The organism is Streptomyces sp. RKAG293, from assembly GCF_023701745.1.
Taxonomy (GTDB): domain Bacteria; phylum Actinomycetota; class Actinomycetes; order Streptomycetales; family Streptomycetaceae; genus Actinacidiphila.
Window position 1 is genome coordinate 8,305,995 of the sequence record NZ_JAJOZB010000001.1, and the last position, 16,341, is coordinate 8,322,335.

At 72.8% G+C, this 16,341-nt stretch carries 12 protein-coding genes and 1 pseudogene; 5 read left to right on the forward strand and 8 right to left on the reverse strand.

Going from position 1 to position 16,341, the window contains the following annotated elements; genetic code table 11:
- Window positions 1–124: 124 nt before the first annotated feature.
- Window positions 125–1,375 carry an ROK family transcriptional regulator gene (locus LNW72_RS36625; RefSeq protein ID WP_250979334.1) on the reverse strand — a complete coding sequence of 417 codons (1,251 nt, stop codon included), beginning with the start codon at window positions 1,373–1,375 and terminating at the stop codon, window positions 125–127.
- Window positions 1,376–1,647: 272 nt separating this feature from the next.
- On the opposite strand from LNW72_RS36625, the gene LNW72_RS36630 reads away from it, so the two are divergent.
- From LNW72_RS36630 to LNW72_RS36650, 5 genes are all read left to right on the forward strand, one after another.
- Window positions 1,648–3,138, forward strand: a complete 1,491-nt coding sequence (locus LNW72_RS36630; RefSeq protein WP_250980452.1) for a sugar ABC transporter ATP-binding protein — start codon at window positions 1,648–1,650, stop codon at window positions 3,136–3,138.
- Window positions 3,135–4,286: an ABC transporter permease gene (locus LNW72_RS36635; RefSeq protein ID WP_250979335.1), complete on the forward strand. Its 1,152-nt coding sequence runs from the start codon at window positions 3,135–3,137 to the stop codon at window positions 4,284–4,286. The genes LNW72_RS36630 and LNW72_RS36635 overlap by 4 nt, the downstream gene beginning before the upstream one ends.
- Before the next feature lie 13 nt (window positions 4,287–4,299).
- A complete protein-coding gene (locus tag LNW72_RS36640) occupies window positions 4,300–5,352 on the forward strand; it encodes a substrate-binding domain-containing protein (protein ID WP_250979336.1) in 1,053 nt (350 codons plus the stop codon).
- A 104-nt stretch (window positions 5,353–5,456) separates the two neighbouring features.
- The gene (locus tag LNW72_RS36645; RefSeq protein WP_250979337.1) at window positions 5,457–6,638 is read left to right on the forward strand and encodes a Gfo/Idh/MocA family protein; all 1,182 of its coding nucleotides are present in this window, start codon (window positions 5,457–5,459) and stop codon (window positions 6,636–6,638) included.
- 135 nt (window positions 6,639–6,773) lie between these two features.
- Complete coding sequence (locus LNW72_RS36650; RefSeq protein ID WP_250979338.1) at window positions 6,774–7,781, forward strand: sugar phosphate isomerase/epimerase family protein; 1,008 nt, start codon at window positions 6,774–6,776, stop codon at window positions 7,779–7,781.
- Window positions 7,782–7,785: 4 nt separating this feature from the next.
- On the opposite strand, the gene LNW72_RS36655 is transcribed toward LNW72_RS36650, so the two are convergent.
- From LNW72_RS36655 to LNW72_RS41830, 7 genes and pseudogenes are all read right to left on the reverse strand, one after another.
- Entirely contained in the window at window positions 7,786–8,202 is a 417-nt protein-coding gene (locus LNW72_RS36655) for a hypothetical protein (protein ID WP_250979339.1), read from the reverse strand.
- A 58-nt stretch (window positions 8,203–8,260) separates the two neighbouring features.
- A complete protein-coding gene (locus LNW72_RS36660; RefSeq protein WP_250979340.1) occupies window positions 8,261–9,973 on the reverse strand; it encodes a hypothetical protein in 1,713 nt (570 codons plus the stop codon).
- Window positions 9,970–10,692, reverse strand: coding sequence for an ABC transporter ATP-binding protein (locus tag LNW72_RS36665; protein WP_250979341.1), 723 nt, complete (start codon window positions 10,690–10,692; stop codon window positions 9,970–9,972). Before LNW72_RS36665 ends, LNW72_RS36660 begins: the two co-directional genes overlap by 4 nt.
- A gap of 171 nt (window positions 10,693–10,863) precedes the next feature.
- On the reverse strand, window positions 10,864–12,930 hold the full coding sequence (locus tag LNW72_RS36670) for an RICIN domain-containing protein (protein ID WP_250979342.1): 2,067 nt from the start codon (window positions 12,928–12,930) through the stop codon (window positions 10,864–10,866).
- An 89-nt stretch (window positions 12,931–13,019) separates the two neighbouring features.
- Window positions 13,020–13,679 (reverse strand): GPP34 family phosphoprotein, encoded by a 660-nt coding sequence (locus LNW72_RS36675; protein ID WP_250979343.1) that lies wholly within the window; start codon window positions 13,677–13,679, stop codon window positions 13,020–13,022.
- A 39-nt stretch (window positions 13,680–13,718) separates the two neighbouring features.
- A pseudogene (locus LNW72_RS36680) lies at window positions 13,719–15,373 on the reverse strand (sigma-70 family RNA polymerase sigma factor).
- Window positions 15,340–16,275 (reverse strand): CAP domain-containing protein, encoded by a 936-nt coding sequence (locus tag LNW72_RS41830; RefSeq protein WP_250979344.1) that lies wholly within the window; start codon window positions 16,273–16,275, stop codon window positions 15,340–15,342. Before LNW72_RS41830 ends, LNW72_RS36680 begins: the two are co-directional and overlap by 34 nt.
- Between the last annotated feature and the right edge of the window lie 66 nt (window positions 16,276–16,341).

Consider the following 16,341-nt stretch of genomic DNA (forward strand, 5'->3'; position numbering starts at 1 on the left):
TTGCGGAAAGGACGCCCCGCCGAGGCGTCCGGTGACCGGGCCTCCTGAACTCTCAGGAGGTGTTCGTTAGTTGAGGGGAGAAAGTAAGTGGGGTGAGGGCCGTCGTCAAGAGGTCCCGCACCGGTTATCGGTGTGCCGCGGAGCCGCCGCGCGGCAGCGGGAGCCGCGCGGTGTCGATGGCGTCGATGATCGACGACGCTCCGCCCCTGGCCGCCGCGGTGAAGCCGAGGGTGGACAGCGCGACCTGACAGCCGCCGAGGTTCGGCGCGATGGTGTGCGCGGCGAGCGTGCGCCGGGCGGGCGGCATGATCCAGGGCGCCAGCGTCACGAAGTAGCCGCCGAGGATCAGGGCCTGAGGGTTGAACAGATTGAGCAGGATCGCCGATCCGCGGCCCAGCCACTCGCCGACCCGGACCAGCGCGGCGGTCGTCCGCGGGTCGCCGGCCTCGGCCCGGCGGGCCACCTCGGCGACCTTCGCGGCCAGGTCGGTCAGCGGTTGCGCCGTACTGCCGGCCAGGTCCGGCGCCGCCTGCTGGATGATCGAGCCGATGCCGACCAGCGCTTCGAAGCAGCCCCTGCGGCCGCAGCCGCACAGCGGCCCGTCCTGCATCAGCGTGATGTGCCCGACCTCGCCGCCGTACCCCGAAGAGCCGCGCATCAGCGCGCCGTTGATGATCACGCCACCGCCCACCCCGACCTCACCGGTCAGATAGACGAGGTTCTGGGTGTGCGCCATCGCCCCGCGCCGGTACTCGCCGACCGCCCCGAGGTTGGCGTCGTTGTCCAGCGACAGGGCGACGCTGCTGTCGTCGAGCTGCTCCCGGAAGCGGTCGACGAGCGGGAACTCGTGCCAGCCGAGGTTCGGCGCCTCCGCCACCTCGCCGTCCGAGGTGCCGATCAGACCGGGGACCGCGATCGTGATGCCGAGCACCTCGCGGTGCTGGCGCGCCATCTCACCCATCGCCCGGCGGGCCAGATCGGCCAGCCGCACGACGCAGCCCTCAGCGCCCAACTCGGCTGCCTGGACGGGCTCGTGCCAGGTCAGGACGTCACGTTCGGCCAGGTCGACCATGACCGCCGACAGGTAGTCGACGTTCACCTCCAGGCCGAGCGCGGTGAAGCGCCGGCCGTCGAGGGTGAGCATGACGGCGGGCCGGCCGATCCGCCGCTCCTCGCTCGCCCCCACCTCGACGACGATGCCGCGGGTGATCAGCTCGGCGACGATGTTGGAGATGGTGGCCTTGTTCAGCCCGGTACCGGCGGCCACTTCGGCCCGCGAACACGGTGCCTCGCGGCGGATGAAGCGCAGAACGACGGCGAGATTGGTCTCCCGGACATCGATGAAGTCGACAGCTCCGCTGCTGACGGGCCGCATGGCACACCCCTTTGTGCGAAGCATTGACAGTCGTTAGTCGCGACCACAAACTAAGTCGCACCGCACCGGGGAGTCAAGGTTCCGACTGCCCCTCACGCCACCTTAATCGACCGGTAATCGCAGGTCACAGAGGTGCGCCAGGACCGGTGCCGCTCCGCCGCACAGCCGCACACGTACCGCCGCTCAGCACCACAGCCGCTTACGTACCGCCGCTTTCTGGCGCCACCGAGGAGGTCTCCGTGACCGCCACCGCAGATCCACCCCTGCTCGCGATGCGGGGAATCGTCAAGGAGTTCCCGGGTGTCCGCGCTCTGGACGGGGTGGACCTCGAGGTCCGCGCCGGCGAAGTGCACTGTCTGCTGGGGCAGAACGGGGCCGGCAAGTCCACGCTGATCAAGGTGCTGTCCGGCGCCCACCACCCCGACGCGGGTGAACTGCTCTGGCAGGGCGAGCCGGTGCGGCTCTCCCACCCCACCGCCGCCATGCGGCTCGGCGTCGCCACCATCTACCAGGAACTCGACCTCGTGCCCGGCCTCAGCGTGGCCGAGAACATCTTCCTCGGCCATGAACCGGCCTCCTTCGGTGTCACCCGGCGCGGCGAGACGCACCGCGGCGCCCGCGCGCTGCTCGGACGCCTCGGACACGCCGAGATCCCGCCGTCGCGACCGGTCGGCCAACTGCCCGCGGCCGCGCAGCAGGTCGTCAGCATGGCCCGCGCGCTGTCGCACGACGCCCGGCTGATCGTGATGGACGAACCGTCCGCCGCCCTCGCGCACGACGAGGTCGCCAACCTCTTCCGGATCATCCGCGAGCTCGCCGCCACCGGGGTGGCCGTCGTCTACATCTCGCACCGGCTGGAGGAGATCCGCGAGATCGGCGACCGCATCACCGTCCTCAAGGACGGCCGCACCCGGGCCGTCGGGCTGCCCGCCCGCACCACCCCGACCGCCGACGTGGTCGCCCTGATGACCGGCCGCGCCGTGGAGCACACCTTCCCCCGCCGGCCCGCGCCGGGAATGCGCAAGGGCGGTCCCGAAGTGCTGCGCGTCGAGGGGCTGTCGGTGGCGGGCCGCGTCCACGACGTCTCGTTCAGCGTCCGGGCCGGCGAGATCGTCGGTATCGCGGGACTGGTGGGCTCCGGCCGCTCCGAGATCCTGGAGGGGATCTACGGCGCCCGCACCCCGTTGGCCGGCCGGGTCCTGCTCGACGGTGCGCCCCTGCGCGCGGGCAGCACCACGGCGGCCGTCCGCCGGGGCATGGGGTTCGCCCCCGAGGAACGCAAGTCGCAGGCGCTGCTCATGCTGGAGAGCGTCGGACGCAACATCACCGTCGCCTCGCTCGGCCGCTACACCCGCTACGGCTGGTTCGACCGCCGCCGCGAATCGGCCGACGCGGTCCGGCAGATCGCCGCCGTACAGCTGCGCCCCGACGATCCGGAGCGGCCGGTGCGCACCCTGTCGGGCGGCAACCAGCAGAAGGCGGTGCTGGCCCGCTGGCTGCTGCGCCGCTGCAAGGTGCTGCTGCTGGACGAACCGACCCGGGGCGTCGACGTCGGCGCCCGCAGTGAGTTGTACACGCAGATGAGAGCGCTGGCCGACGCGGGTCTCGCGATCGTGCTGGTGTCCAGCGAGGTGCCGGAGGTACTCGGGCTTGCCGACCGGATCCTCGTACTCCGCGAAGGCCGGGTGATCCACGCCTGCGACGCGGTGGACATCGACGAACACGGGGTCCTCGACCTGGTGATGGAAGGAAGCGCGCTATGAGCGACACACCACACGCCCCCGCCCCGGACCTCTCCACTCCCGCCAGCGTTCCCGCCGCCGTTCCCGAGGCGGACGAGCACCGCCGGGTGGAGGAGCTCGCCGCGCACGCCGCCAAGGAGGGCGTACGCACTGGGCCCTTCGCCTCGCTCGGCGGGATCGGCGGAATCGGCGGCATCGGGGGCCTCGGCGGGGGAGCCGGCGGCGGCCGGGGCGCCGGGGCGCTGCGACACCTGGCGCTGGTGATCGCCCTGGGCATCCTGTGCGCCATCGGGGCCGTCACCAAAGGCAGCAGTTTCGCGACCACCAGCAACATGGTGCTGATCCTCAGCCTCGCCGCCGTGATCGGGGTGGTCACCGTCGGGATGACGTTCGTCATCATCGGCGGCGGCATCGACCTCTCGGTCGGCGCGCTGATCGCGCTGGCGTCGGTGTGGTCGACCACCACCGGCAGCCAGGCCCAGGGCCCGGCCGTCATGATCTTCACCTCCGTACTGGTCGGCACGCTCTGCGGGTTGCTGAACGGTCTGCTGATCGCCTACGGGCGGCTGGTCGCGTTCATCGTGACGCTGGCGACGATGGTGGCCACCCGTGGTCTGGCCGAGCAGCTCTCCGACCGCAAGTCGCAGATCGTCACCGCGGACACGTTCCTGTCCATCGCCGAGACCCGCTGGCTGGGCATGCCGCTGCTGGTCTACATCTTCGCCGCGGTCGTCGTGCTGGGCTGGCTGGTGCTGAACCGCACCACGTTCGGGCGCCGCACCTTCGCCGTCGGCGGCAACCCGGAGGCCGCCCGGCTGGCGGGCATCAACGTCCGGCTGCACACCTGTCTGCTCTACGTGGTCTCCGGTTTCTGCTGCGGCATCGCCGCCGTGATGCTCACCGCGCAGGCCAACACCGGTGCGAGCACCCACGGCATGCTCTACGAACTCAACGCCATCGCCGCGGTCGTCGTCGGCGGGACGCTGCTGACCGGCGGCTTCGGCTCCGTGCTCGGCTCGATCCTCGGCGTCCTGGTCTTCACGACCATCACCGACCTGTTCATCCTCAACAACCTCACCACCCCCATCCAGGAGATCGCCCAGGGCGCGATCATCATCGCCGTCCTGCTCATCCAGCGCTGGGGCCGTGGCCGGTCCGTCACCACCTGATTGGGAGACCGATATGAGCACCAGCTTGGACCGCAGACACGTCCTCTTCGGCGGGGCGGCGATCGGCGCGGGCGCCTTCCTCACCGGATGCACCAACAGCAGCGACAACGACAAGAGCGCCCCGCAGGTGAAGGCCGGCGCGTCCTCGTCGGGAGCGACCGCGGGCAAGGCGGTCACCATCGGGTTCTCGGCCCCGGCCGCCGACCACGGCTGGACCGCCGCGATCACCATCAACGCCAAGGCGCAGGCCCAGCAGTACTCCGACGTCACGCTCAAGGCGACCGAGGGCACCAACGACGTCGCCGCGCAGATCCAGCAGGTGCAGTCGCTGATCGACGCCAAGGTGGACGCGCTCGTCATCCTGCCCTTCGACGGCAAGGCCCTCACCGAGATCGCCAAGAAGGCGATGGCGTCCGGCATCCCGGTGATCAACCTGGACCGGATCTTCGCCAGCGGACTGGCCTACCGGACCTGGATCGGCGGCGACAACTACGGCATGGGCGTCAACGCCGGCACCTTCATCGCCCGCCGGATGAAGGCGGCGGGCAAGACCGACCCCGTCATCGTCGAGGTCGCCGGGATCGACAACCTCGAACTCACCCAGCAGCGCAGCAAGGGCTTCAAGGACGCGCTGGCCGCCAACGGGCTGCGGCTGGCCGCCCGGCAGGCCGCCGACTTCACCGCCGCCACCGGCCAGCGGGTGACCGCACAGCTGCTGCAGGCCACTCCGAAGATCGACGCGATGTGGAACCACGACGACGACCAGGGCATCGGCGTGCTCGCGGCGATCAAGCAGGCGCAGCGCGACAAGGAGTTCGTCGTGGTCGGCGGCGCCGGCTCCCGCAAGGCCATGGAGTCGATCAAGGCCGACGACAGCCCGGTGAAGGCCACGGTGCTCTACAGCCCGAGCATGGCGTCGTCCTCGATCACCGTCGCCCGGCTCATCGCCCAGGGCCATGGCATGGCCGACCTCGTCGAGCACGAGGTCCCCGCCTCGGTCACCACCTTCTCGGCGGTGGTGACGAAGGAGAACGTCGACCAGTACATGGCCGTCGGCTTCTCGTAACACCCCGGCCGGACGGCGGCGCGGCCGCTCCGGAAAGAACGAACGACGGAAACGAACCACGGCAACGAACGACAGAAACGAACGACGGAAAGGGATCGACGACGATGTCCTCAGCGCAGCCACCGGCCCTCGGCGTTGGCCTGGTCGGGTACTCCTTCATGGGGCGCGCCCACTCCCAGGCCTGGCGGTCCGTGGGCGCGTTCTTCGACCTGCCGCGCCGCCCCGCGATGGTGGCTGTCGCCGGCCGGTCGGGTCCCGACGTCGCGCGCGCCGCGGAACAGCTCGGCTGGGCCGAGGCCGTCACCGATGTGAAGGAGCTGCTGGTCCGCGACGACATCCACGTCCTGGACATCTGCACCCCCGGCGACAGCCACGCCGAGCTGGCCGTCGCCGCGCTGGAGGCAGGCAAGCACGTGCTGTGCGAGAAGCCGCTCGCCAACACCGTCGCCGAGGCCGAGGCGATGACGGCGGCCGCGGAACGGGCGGCTGCCCGCGGTGTCCGTTCCATGGTCGGCTTCAACTACCGGCGGGTGCCGGCCATCGCGCTCGCCCGCCGGCTGGTGGCCGACGGCAGACTGGGGCGGATCCGGCACATCCGCGCCCAGTACCTCCAGGACTGGATCACCGATCCGCTGTTCCCGCTGGTGTGGCGGCTGCAGAAGGAACGGGCGGGCTCCGGCGCCCTCGGCGACATCGGCGCGCACATCATCGACCTGGCGCAGTTCGTCGGCGGGTCCCGGATCACCGGCGTCTCGGCGGTGACCGAGACGTTCGTCAGGGAGCGCCCGCTCGCCGGAAGCTCGGACGGGCTCGCGCCGGGAGCGGCGTCCGGCGGGACGGGTCCGGTCACGGTGGACGACGCCGCCCTGTTCACCGCGCGCACCGCGGCCGGCGCGCTCGCCTCGTTCGAGGCCACCCGGTTCGCCGCGGGGCGCAAGAACGCCCTGCGGATCGAACTCAACGGCTCCGAGGGGTCACTGGCCTTCGACTTCGAGTCGATGAACGACCTCTGGTTCCACGACCACACCGAGAACGCGCGGACCGCCGGTTTCCGCCGCATCCTCGTCACCGAACCCGACCACCCCTACGCCGGTGCCTGGTGGCCGCCCGGCCATCTCCTGGGCTACGAGCACAGCTTCACCCATGAGGTCCGCGACTTCGTGCAGGCGATCGGGGACGGTTCCGATCCCGCGCCGTCGTTCGCCGACGGACTGCAGGTGCAGCGGGTGCTGGCCGCGGTCGAGGCCAGCGCGTGCGACGACAGCCGGTGGACGCCGGTCGGCTGACCCTGGGCCCCGCCCGACCGCCCCCCTCAGCGCGGGGTGGTGGCTCTTGCCGCCGACAGGCGCCGCCGCCCCGCTTCCCACCGGCCGTCCGACAGCCGACGACCGGACCGACCCGCTTCCTGCCGGAGGACCGCCATGCCCCGTCCCGTCACCCTCTTCACCGGCCAGTGGGCGGACCTGCCCTTCGAGGAGGTCTGCGCGCTCGCCTCCGGCTGGGGTTACGACGGCCTGGAGATCGCCTGCTGGGGCGACCACTTCGAGGTCGACCGCGCCCTCGCCGACAGCAGTTACGTGCCGAGGCGGCTGGAGATGCTGGAGAAGCACCACCTCAAGGTCTGGGCGATCTCCACGCACCTCGTCGGCCAGGCCGTCTGCGACCACCCCATCGACCAGCGCCACCAGGGCATCCTCCCCGCCCGGATCTGGGCCGACGGCGACGCCGAAGGGGTGCGCCGCCGTGCGGCACAGGAGTTGAAGGACACCGCCCGCGCCGCCGCGCTGCTGGGCGTCGACACCGTGGTCGGGTTCACCGGCTCGTCGATCTGGCACACCGTCGCCATGTTCCCGCCCGCGCCCGCCGCCATGATCGAGGCGGGTTACCAGGACTTCGCCGACCGCTGGAACCCGATCCTCGACGTCTTCGACACCGAAGGCGTCCGCTTCGCCCACGAGGTGCACCCGTCGGAGATCGCCTACGACTACTACACAACGGTCCGCGCCCTGGAGGCGATCGGCCACCGGCCCGCCTTCGGCCTCAACTGGGACCCCTCGCACTTCGTCTGGCAGGACCTCGACCCGGTGAACTTCATCCTCGACTTCGCCGATCGGATCTACCACGTCGACTGCAAGGACGCCAAGGTCCGCACCGGGGACGGGCGGCGCGGCAGGCTCTCCTCGCACCTCCCGTGGTCCGACCTCCGGCGCGGCTGGGACTTCATCTCCACCGGGCACGGCGACGTTCCCTGGGAGGACAGCTTCCGGGCGCTGAACGCCATCGGCTACACCGGGCCGCTCAGCGTCGAATGGGAGGACGCGGGCATGGACCGGCTGCTCGGCGCCCCCGAGGCCCTGGCCTTCGTGCGCCGCCTGGCGGCGATCGAGCCGCCCGCCGCCTCGTTCGACGCGGCGTTCTCCTCGCAGTGAACGCTCAGCGGGAGCGGGGCGACGGCAGCAGCAGATAGGTCCCGCCGGTGTCGTCGACGTGCACGACGTGCGCGCCGACCCGGACGACCTGGACCGGTCCGGCCCGCCAGGCCCCGCACGGGCCGCCACCGTCCGGGAGAGGCCCCCAGATCTCCCGGAAGGTGCTGCCGTCGGGGTTGGTGCCGGTCTCGGTCAGGTGCTCGCCGTCCTGCCTGAGCGTGCCGGTGTCGTCGCCGGCCTCGCCCACGTCGTGGTGGAAGCGGACCTGCTCACCGTCGTACGAGGTACGGCCGGCGAAGCCGCGGCTGTCGGCGTAGTACGCGCCCGCCTGCAGCCACACCACCTGGCGGTCCTCGCGGAGCGGTCCGCCGTCGCGGCTGATCCCGGCGCGCAGCCACGCGGCGCGGGTGGGAACGTTCATGCCGCCCAGCCTGCCGGACGCGGTGCGCCGGCCGACCGGCGGCGCACCACCCCACCGGTCATTCGAGGAGCTTCCCGGCCCGTGCGTACGCCCACTGCAGCAGACCCGCGGTGACGGCCGCGCTCACGGACACCGTGAGCAGCAGATGCTGAGCCGTCGGTGCGTGCAGGGCCAGTACGAAGGGGACGATCAGCGCGGCGATGGCCACCAGCGGGCCCGACAGGTACCAGGCCAGGAAGAGCACCGGGCCGACGCTGCCGGTCGGGCTCTGCGCGGGTGAGAGCAGCAGATGCTGCTTGGACACGCCCCGGCAGGCGTTCACCAGGCCGGCGGCGACGAACGCCGGCACCACGGCCGGCGCCAGCGCGACGCGCACCCCGCCGCCGAGCAGCGCCACGCAGACCCCCGCGACCAGGGCGAACAGCAGCCCCAGGGCCACGGGCACGATGGTGTGCCGCAGCATGAGACCGCCGTACGGATACGGGGACCACGAACCGCGCCGGGTGTCGTCGGTCTCCAGCCGGGCCGGCTCCAGCAGCTGTGCGACGGCCCAGTAGCCGAAGACCAGCGCGGCGGCCGTGGCCGCGACGCCTCCGGCGTGCCGCGAGTCGGCGGCCACGACCGCGCTCAGGACCGCGAGTACGGACAGCAGGACGGAACGCCCGAGCCGGCCGGGGGCGTGGAGCAGCGCGAGCGCGTCGCGCCAGGGCACGGCCAGGGCGGCGTGGCGTGGCGCGGGGAGTCGCAGCCGTGCGGGGCGCGGCGTCCCGGAGGCCCCCGCGGCGACCTGGCGGGCGGTGCGCAGCTCCACGGTCTGCAGGGCGGCCAGCACACCGGTCGTGGTGCGGGACCGCTGCCGCACGGTGGCCAGCGGCAGCGAACCCGCCGCCCGCCGCGCCAGCTCGACGGCCGCCGCCGTGGCGGCCAGCGACAGCAGCGCCGCGACCGGGCCGCCCGGCACGGCGGCCGGGGTCGGTGACAGCGCGGCGATGCCGCTCCAGCCCCACGGGCCCGACCACAGCTCGATCCGCTCCAGCCAGGTCACCCGGTGACCCGCCGCCGCCAGCCCGCTCTGCGTGGCGAGGGCCAGGACGAGGAGACCCGCGTACGGGGTCGCGGTCCGCACCCACCGGGCGACGGACTCATGCGCCTCGACGGCCACGCCGAGCGCGGTGGCGAGCAGCGGTACGCACACCCCGCCGACCGCGCACCAGGCGAGAGCGGCCGCGAGCCCGGTCTTGACGGTCAGCCCCAGCGTCACCATGCCGATCATGGAGGCCAGCAGCCCGACCGACAGCGACACCCCGCAGGACAGCCAGAACCACGGCAGCAGAATGCGGGAGATCCGCACCGGCTGGGTCAGCAGCCAGTCCGCGGTGTCGCGCGGCGGCACCACGGGTCCCCGCCACAGCGCGTCGCGCGCGGCGACCAGCAGCGCGCCGAGTGCCAGCGCGCAGACCCCGGACGGGACGGCGGCGAGGATCGCCGCGCCGTGCACGGTGTAGTCCGCGCCCATGGAGCTCTTGATGAACAGGCTGAAGCCGGGGAGCACGCCCCACACGACCAGGATCAGCAGTACGCAGTAGACGGCGAAGCCGACCTGGCCGGCGCGCTTGCGGCGGTGCGGGGAGCGCAGATTGCGCAACAGCAGCAGCGCCTCGGCGGTCCAGTCGTCCTCCTCGTCCCAGGAGGCGTCCCGCCCGTCGTCGAGATCGTCGTCGGCCCCGTCGTTTCCGGCCTGTTCCCCGGCGTGCCGCGTCGTCGTACTCACCGGGCGGCGCCCGCGACGCCGGTCTGCCAGGTGGTGTCGGCCGCGTCGTCGGACAGCACCTCATCGGGTGTGCCGTCGGCGACCAGTTTGCCCTCGCGCAGCACCAGCACCCGGTCCGCGACCGCCCGCGCCAGCTCGGCGTGGTGGGTGACCAGCAGGACGCCCACCCCGTCGGCCGCCTCCGCGGCGATCAGGTCGCCCAGCCGCCGCCGCGCGTCGGGGTCGAGCCGCTGCTCGGGTTCGTCCAGCAGCAGCAGATCCCGCGGCCGGACGAGAGCGGACGCCAGCAGCAGCGACTGCAGCTGGCCCGAGGAGAGACCCGAGGGCAGCGACTTGGCGTGCTCGCTCAGCAGCCGGTCGGCGAGTACGTGATCGATCCACGCGTCCGCCCCCTCCACCCCGTGCGCGACCGCGACGAGCTGCAGGTGCTGCCGCACGGTGAGGTCCGGGTAGCAGGCCACGGTGTCGCCGACCACCGCGACCCGGGCCCGCACCCGGGCGTCGTTCTCCGTCATGGGCCGGCCGTCGAAGGTGACCTTGCCCTTGGTGGGCTTGTCCCGACCGGCCGCGATCCGCAGCAGTGTGGACTTGCCCGACCCGTTGTGGCCGAGCAGCGCGACGCACTGGCCGCCGTCCAGCGAGAGGTCCACCGGATGCAGCACCGTGCGCTTTCCGTAGGAGCGGCTCACGCCGGTGAGTTGCAAAAGCGGTGCGCCCATCGGCCGTGCTCCTCTAAGCCCGCGAGAAATCCCGGATCCCGGCCCTGCGCGATGCGCGTGAAGAGGTCGGCTCCCTCCATTGTCCACTCCAGGCACGGCCGGTCCGCCACGGGGCCGCGGGCCGGCGCGTACGAGTGCCGTGCCGGCCGGGACCGGGCGGGGCGGATCCGGTCAGGCCGCGGCCGGGGTGAGGCTCCAGCGCTGGGCGTCCCCGCCGGTGGCCGGCTGCTGCGTGAGGGCGTCGCCGTCGGCGGTTCCGGCGGCGGTGAGCAGCAGCCCGCTGTGCTGCGAGGCGAGGGTGAAGCCGCCGCCCGGGGCCGCGGCGATACGCCAGTGCTGGTTGTCGTTGCCGGTGCAGGTCCACTGGATGACGGCGGCCCCGGCGCCCGTCGATCCGCCGTTGACGTCCATGCACTGGCCGGAGCCGGCGTTCCTGGCGGTGTAGCTGCCGTCCGCGTTCGCGGTGAGGGTCCAGCGCTGGTTGGGTCCGCCGTGCCAGGTCCACTGGATCAGCTGGGTGCCGGGCGTCGTGGACGATCCGGGCACGTCCACGGCCTGCGCGCCGCCGGTGCGGCCGATCTCGTAGGCGGCGCCGGAGACGATGGGCCCGTCGCAGTTCACCCCGGCACCGGCGTAGGCGCCGATGTTCGGGGCGCCTGCCGCGACCGGGCCGCCGAAGTAGTCGAGGCCGCCGTTCCCGCTGATCGCCGTACCGGCGTTCAGCGCGGGTGAGCCGGCGCACAGCTGGTAGCCGTCCGCGTGGGACCGGTCCGTGGCGGTGCCCGCCGCCCGCAGCCGCGGATCGGCGGACAGACCCGCGCCGGCCGGCGCACCGGAGACGTTGACGAGGTCGTTGTGGTCCAGGACGTAGCCTCCGCCGCGCAGCGTCATGGACGCGGTGCCGGAGCCGGTTTTGACCACCGTGTTGTCGCGGAATCTGACGTTGCGCCGGGTGGTGTTGTTCTCCTGGATCACCGACTGGCTGATCCCAGGACCGATGGAGACGGTGTTGTTGTACACGTCGGCGGATTCGATGCCGCCCGAGCAGTTCTCGAAGCCGCGGTAGGAGTCGTTCTGACTGATGTTGTAGCGGATGACGGCGGTGCGCAGGATGCCGGTGGCGTTGCACAGCAGGAAGAATCCGCCCGCGTTGTCGTGGCTGTAGTTGTACTGGAAGACCGTGCCGACGGAGCCCTGGTCCACGTCGTAGGCCATGCCGTCGCGGGTGGTGGCGCCGCCGCTGACCTCGTTGTGCTGGAACACCGCGTCGTCGGTGTCGTACGCCCAGATGCCCGCGTTGTAGCCGGCGGACCGCCGCTGGAAGCCGGCCACGGTGTTCCCGTCGATCAGCGCGCCCGTGGTGTTGCCGGGGACGATCCCGTCACCGCCGAGGTCCGCCAGCCGGTTGCCGCTGATCACGACGCCGGTCCAGGGGACGAAGACGCCGGCGCTGTGCGCCTCGAAGCCGGACCGGTTCCAGGTGGAGACGAAGAAGACGCCCTCGCGGTCCACCGCGCGCACCGTGTTATTCCTGATCGTGACGGAGTCGAACGCGGTCTGCGTGGTCACACCGCTGACGGCGAAGTAGATCCCGCCGCTGCCGCCGAGGTCCTTGGTGTCGTCGCCGTTGACGTCGTGGATGTCGAGGTTCTCCAGCACGAAGTGCCGGGCGGTGCCGAAGTCGGTCAGCTCCACCGAGACACCGCGCCGGTTGCCCGCCGCCGGTCCCTTGTTGGTGATCTCCAGATTGCGGATCTCCCACCACTGCTGATTGCGCAGCAGCACCGCCCGCGCCGCCCCGCCACCGGCGATCAGCGGACTGGCACCCGTGCCGTACGCGTCCACGGTGATCGGGCTGCCCGCGGACCCGGAGCCCTGCGGTGCCAGCGTCCCGGCGCAGGCCGTCCCGCGCTGGAACAGGATCTGGTCGCCGGGCGCGAACACGGTCGCGCCGACCTTGGCCAGCGACCGCCATGCGGCGGCGGGTGAGGTGCCGGCGGCGGTGTCGTTGCCACCCGCGCAGTTCACGTAGTACGCGGTGCCGGTTGCGGCGGCCGGGGCGGTTGCCGGGGTGGCGTCGGCAGGGGCGGCCGTCAGCCCCGCACCACCCAGTACGCACAGCACCGCGACAAGAAGTGATCGGACGCGCATCGCCAACTCCAGCCCGGGGTGGTCCGCCACCGGGCGGTGCGCGCCGGCGTCGCTGCGTACGGCCGGAGGGCCGTACGGGTGATCCAAGCCAGGCCAGTGCAACGTACGGGATCACCTCTGTCAAGAGGTGATTGACGGTTCGTCAGAGGAGTCGGCGGACCGCCCGGGCGGGAACCTCAGCCGCCCGAGCTCGCCGAGCTGGCGGACGCGATGGCCGCCGCCACACCGGCCCGTACCGCGACGACCGCGTCCCGGACGGCCGCCGCGGCCCACTGGGCCTGGGACAGTTCCTTGATGCGGGCCTTGCGGGTGTGGGCGTCCACGGTTGGGAAGAGCTTCTTGGCGAGCCCGCAGGCATCCACCAGGGCGATGAGCGCGGCGTCCCGGGCGTTCGGCGACTCGCCTTGGACGACCGCGGTGAGACGCCCCCGGATACCGTCCGCCAGCGCCGGATCCTGACCGGACCACCGTGTGGACGGGAACAGGCCGAGCACCCGGTGCGGCTCCTCGCGCAGCACACCCTTGGCGGCGAGCCCCGCCAGCACCCGTGCGTTCACCCGGCGGGACTCCGCCTTCTGCACCCACCTCTTGGGGCTGCGCGGCCGCTCGTCGCGGATCTGCTCGTACAGGGCGTCGAGTTCCGGGTCGGCCGGGCCGCCGGTGTCGCCCTTGGCGGCGACGAGCTTGCCGTCCCGCACGATGACGTGCTCGCGCAGCGCCAGTTCGATGAGCAGGGCGCCCGCGACGCCGCGGGTGGCCACCAGTCCCGACATGGTGCTCCTGCCGTCAGGGCCGCGGCCCAGCAACAACAGCTCTTCCGCCACCGTCAGTTCCATCCGCCCAGCGTACGACCCGGTGTCCAGCGCACGCCGGAGTCAGTGGGCGGCGAAGTCCTGGGTCCACCAGGGGCCGCCGGAGCCGAGGTTGACGCCCACCCCGATGTGCGTGAACCCGCAGTTCAGGATGTTGTCACGGTGCGCGGCATCGCTCATCCAGTCGGCGACCGCCCGGGAGGCGCTCGACGGCCCGCGGTCGATGTTCTCGCCCCACCTGCTCCAGCTGTATCCGGCCGCGGTGATCCGCCCGTCCGGCCCCACCCCTCCGGGGTGTCGTGCTCGTAGTAGCCACGGGCGGCCATGTCGTCGGCGTGGCCCTGCGCCGCGGCGTGCAGCTTCGGGTCCGCGCGCACCGGGCGGCAGCCGTGCAGCACCCGCTGCGCGTTGACCAGCTCGGTGACCTGCTGTTCGAGGGTGGGCCGGGGACGGGCGGGCGGCGGCACCGCGGGCCTCGTCGTCGGAGCGGCCGTCGCGGTCGGCGCCGGGGACACGGGGGCGGGCGCGGTGGTCGCGGGTGCGGTGGCCGGCCGGGACGGCGCGGCGGCCGGTGCCGCGGGCGCCCGATCGGGCCCCAGTCGCAGCACGGCCACCACCGCCATACCTGTCACCAGCAGCACGCCGGCGACGACGACCGGCGTACGGGGCAGCCGGGAGCGCGGCGGCTTTCCGCGCGAGCCCGAGCCGCGCGAGCCTCCCGAGCCGCCACCGGAGCGGTGCGATCCGCCGGAGCCGTGCGCACTGGCGGGGCCATGGGAACTGCCGGGACCATGGGAACTGCCGGAACTGCCGGAACCACCCGAGCCATGCGCTGTGGTCGGTGAGCCGGACGGGGAGCCGAGGCCGGGGGAGTGGAGGACGGGCACCAGGCTGAGCCGGGCGAGGAGCCCCTCGGCCGGCACCAGGTCGGCGGCGCGCCCGGAGCAGTCCGGGCAGTCGCGGGCGTGCCGGGCGATGCGCTTGCGCCACAGTGCGGACGGCACCTGGTCCCACGGTGCGACGAGAGCCGCCAGCTCGGCACAGCGCGGCACGGCGGCCAGCGCCCGCACCACCAGCCGGCCGGTCTCCAGCTGCTCCTTCATCCGCTGGACGCGAACCGCCGCGTGCCGTGCCGGGACCCCGAGCCCGGCGGCCAGCTCCTCGCGGGTGATGACGTCGGCCGCCTCGAGCCACCACAGCGACAGCAGCTCCCGGTCGTCGGCGTCGAGCCAGCGGGTGGCCTCGGCCACCTCCCGGCGCTGCCCGGACAGGCCGAGCCGCCAGATCGTCAGGTCGGTGAAGTCGGCGGTCGGGTCGGCGATCTCCCGCGCCTGGTCGAGCCCGTCGGCCCGGGGCGTGCCGCTCGCCGACCGCAGCCGGCGGACCTGGTTCATGGCGATGGCGACGAGCCAGGAGCGGAAGGACGCCGGATCGCGGAGGTCGGGCAGGGCGCTCAGGACCCGCAGCATCGTCTCCTGCACGACGTCGTCGACGTCGGCATGCCCGTCCAGCGCCCGGCCCACGATGTTGTAGACCAGCGGCAGATACGCCGCGACCAGCTCCTCGCGAGCCGTCTCGTCCCCGGCCCTGGCGGCCGTCACCAGCGCGGCCCCGCTGTCCCGCTCCACGTCCGACCGCTCCCGTCCACCGTCTCGTGCCGTGTTGCCTCGCACCGTCCGTGACCTCAGGAGGCCGCGGCGAAGTCCTGGGTCCACCACGGACCGTTCGAACTCATGTTGATGCCGACGCCGATCTCTTTGAAGGCGCAGTTGAGGATGTTGTCACGGTGTCCAGGGCTCTTCATCCAGCCGTCCATCGCGGTTTGGGCGTCCTTGGGGCTCTTGTAGATGTTTTCGCCCCATGTGCTCCAGTGGTAGCCGGCGGACGTCATCCGCGCGCCCGGCCCGACGCCCTCGGGGGTGTCGTGCTCGTAGTAGTTGCGGGCGGCCATGTCGTCGGAGTGCGCCTGGGCCGCGGCCTGGAGTTTCGCGTTGACGGTGACGGGCTTGCAGCCCTGCCGGGCGCGTTCGGCGTTGACCATCTCCACGACCTGCCGCGCGTACTGGGCGGTGGTCCCGCCGCCGGACAACGTGCTTGAGGACGGTGCCTTACGGGAGCCCGCCCCCGTGCTGGTCCCCCCGGTACCGGTGCCCGTTCCGGTGGTGCCCGCTCCGGTGGTGTGCGGCGCGGTGGTGGCCGGGTGGGTGCCCGGCCGCTGCGCGGAGGGGGCTGTCGTGGCGGAGGCGCTCCGGGTAGGAGCGGCGGGGGCCGCCGAGCCCGTGGCCGCCGAGGCGCCGCCCGGGGTTCCCGCCGGATCGGGGGCGTCCGTGACCGGAGCGGGGCCCGCGGCCGAACGCGTCTCGTCGGTCCGGTCCGTCGTCGACTGGACCACGGTGTACCCGCCGCCCGCGACGGCTATCAGCGCGGCGGCGCCGCCGACGGTCGCCGCCCACCGTGAGCGGCGCCCCCGGTGCTGACCGCTCCGCCCGCTGTGCCGCCCGGCGCTGCGGCCCCGGCCGGCGGCGGAGTGCGTGCCCCGGCCCTCCGGGAGCTGCTGGTACGGGGCGCTGCTCGCGCCCGGTTCCGGGGTGGACGTCGGGGGCTGGGTCTCACGGTTCACGCGGCTTCACTTTCCGGTGCGGGGTCTGCTGGGTGCGGGTGCACACACAGGAGATCCGGCGGGCGG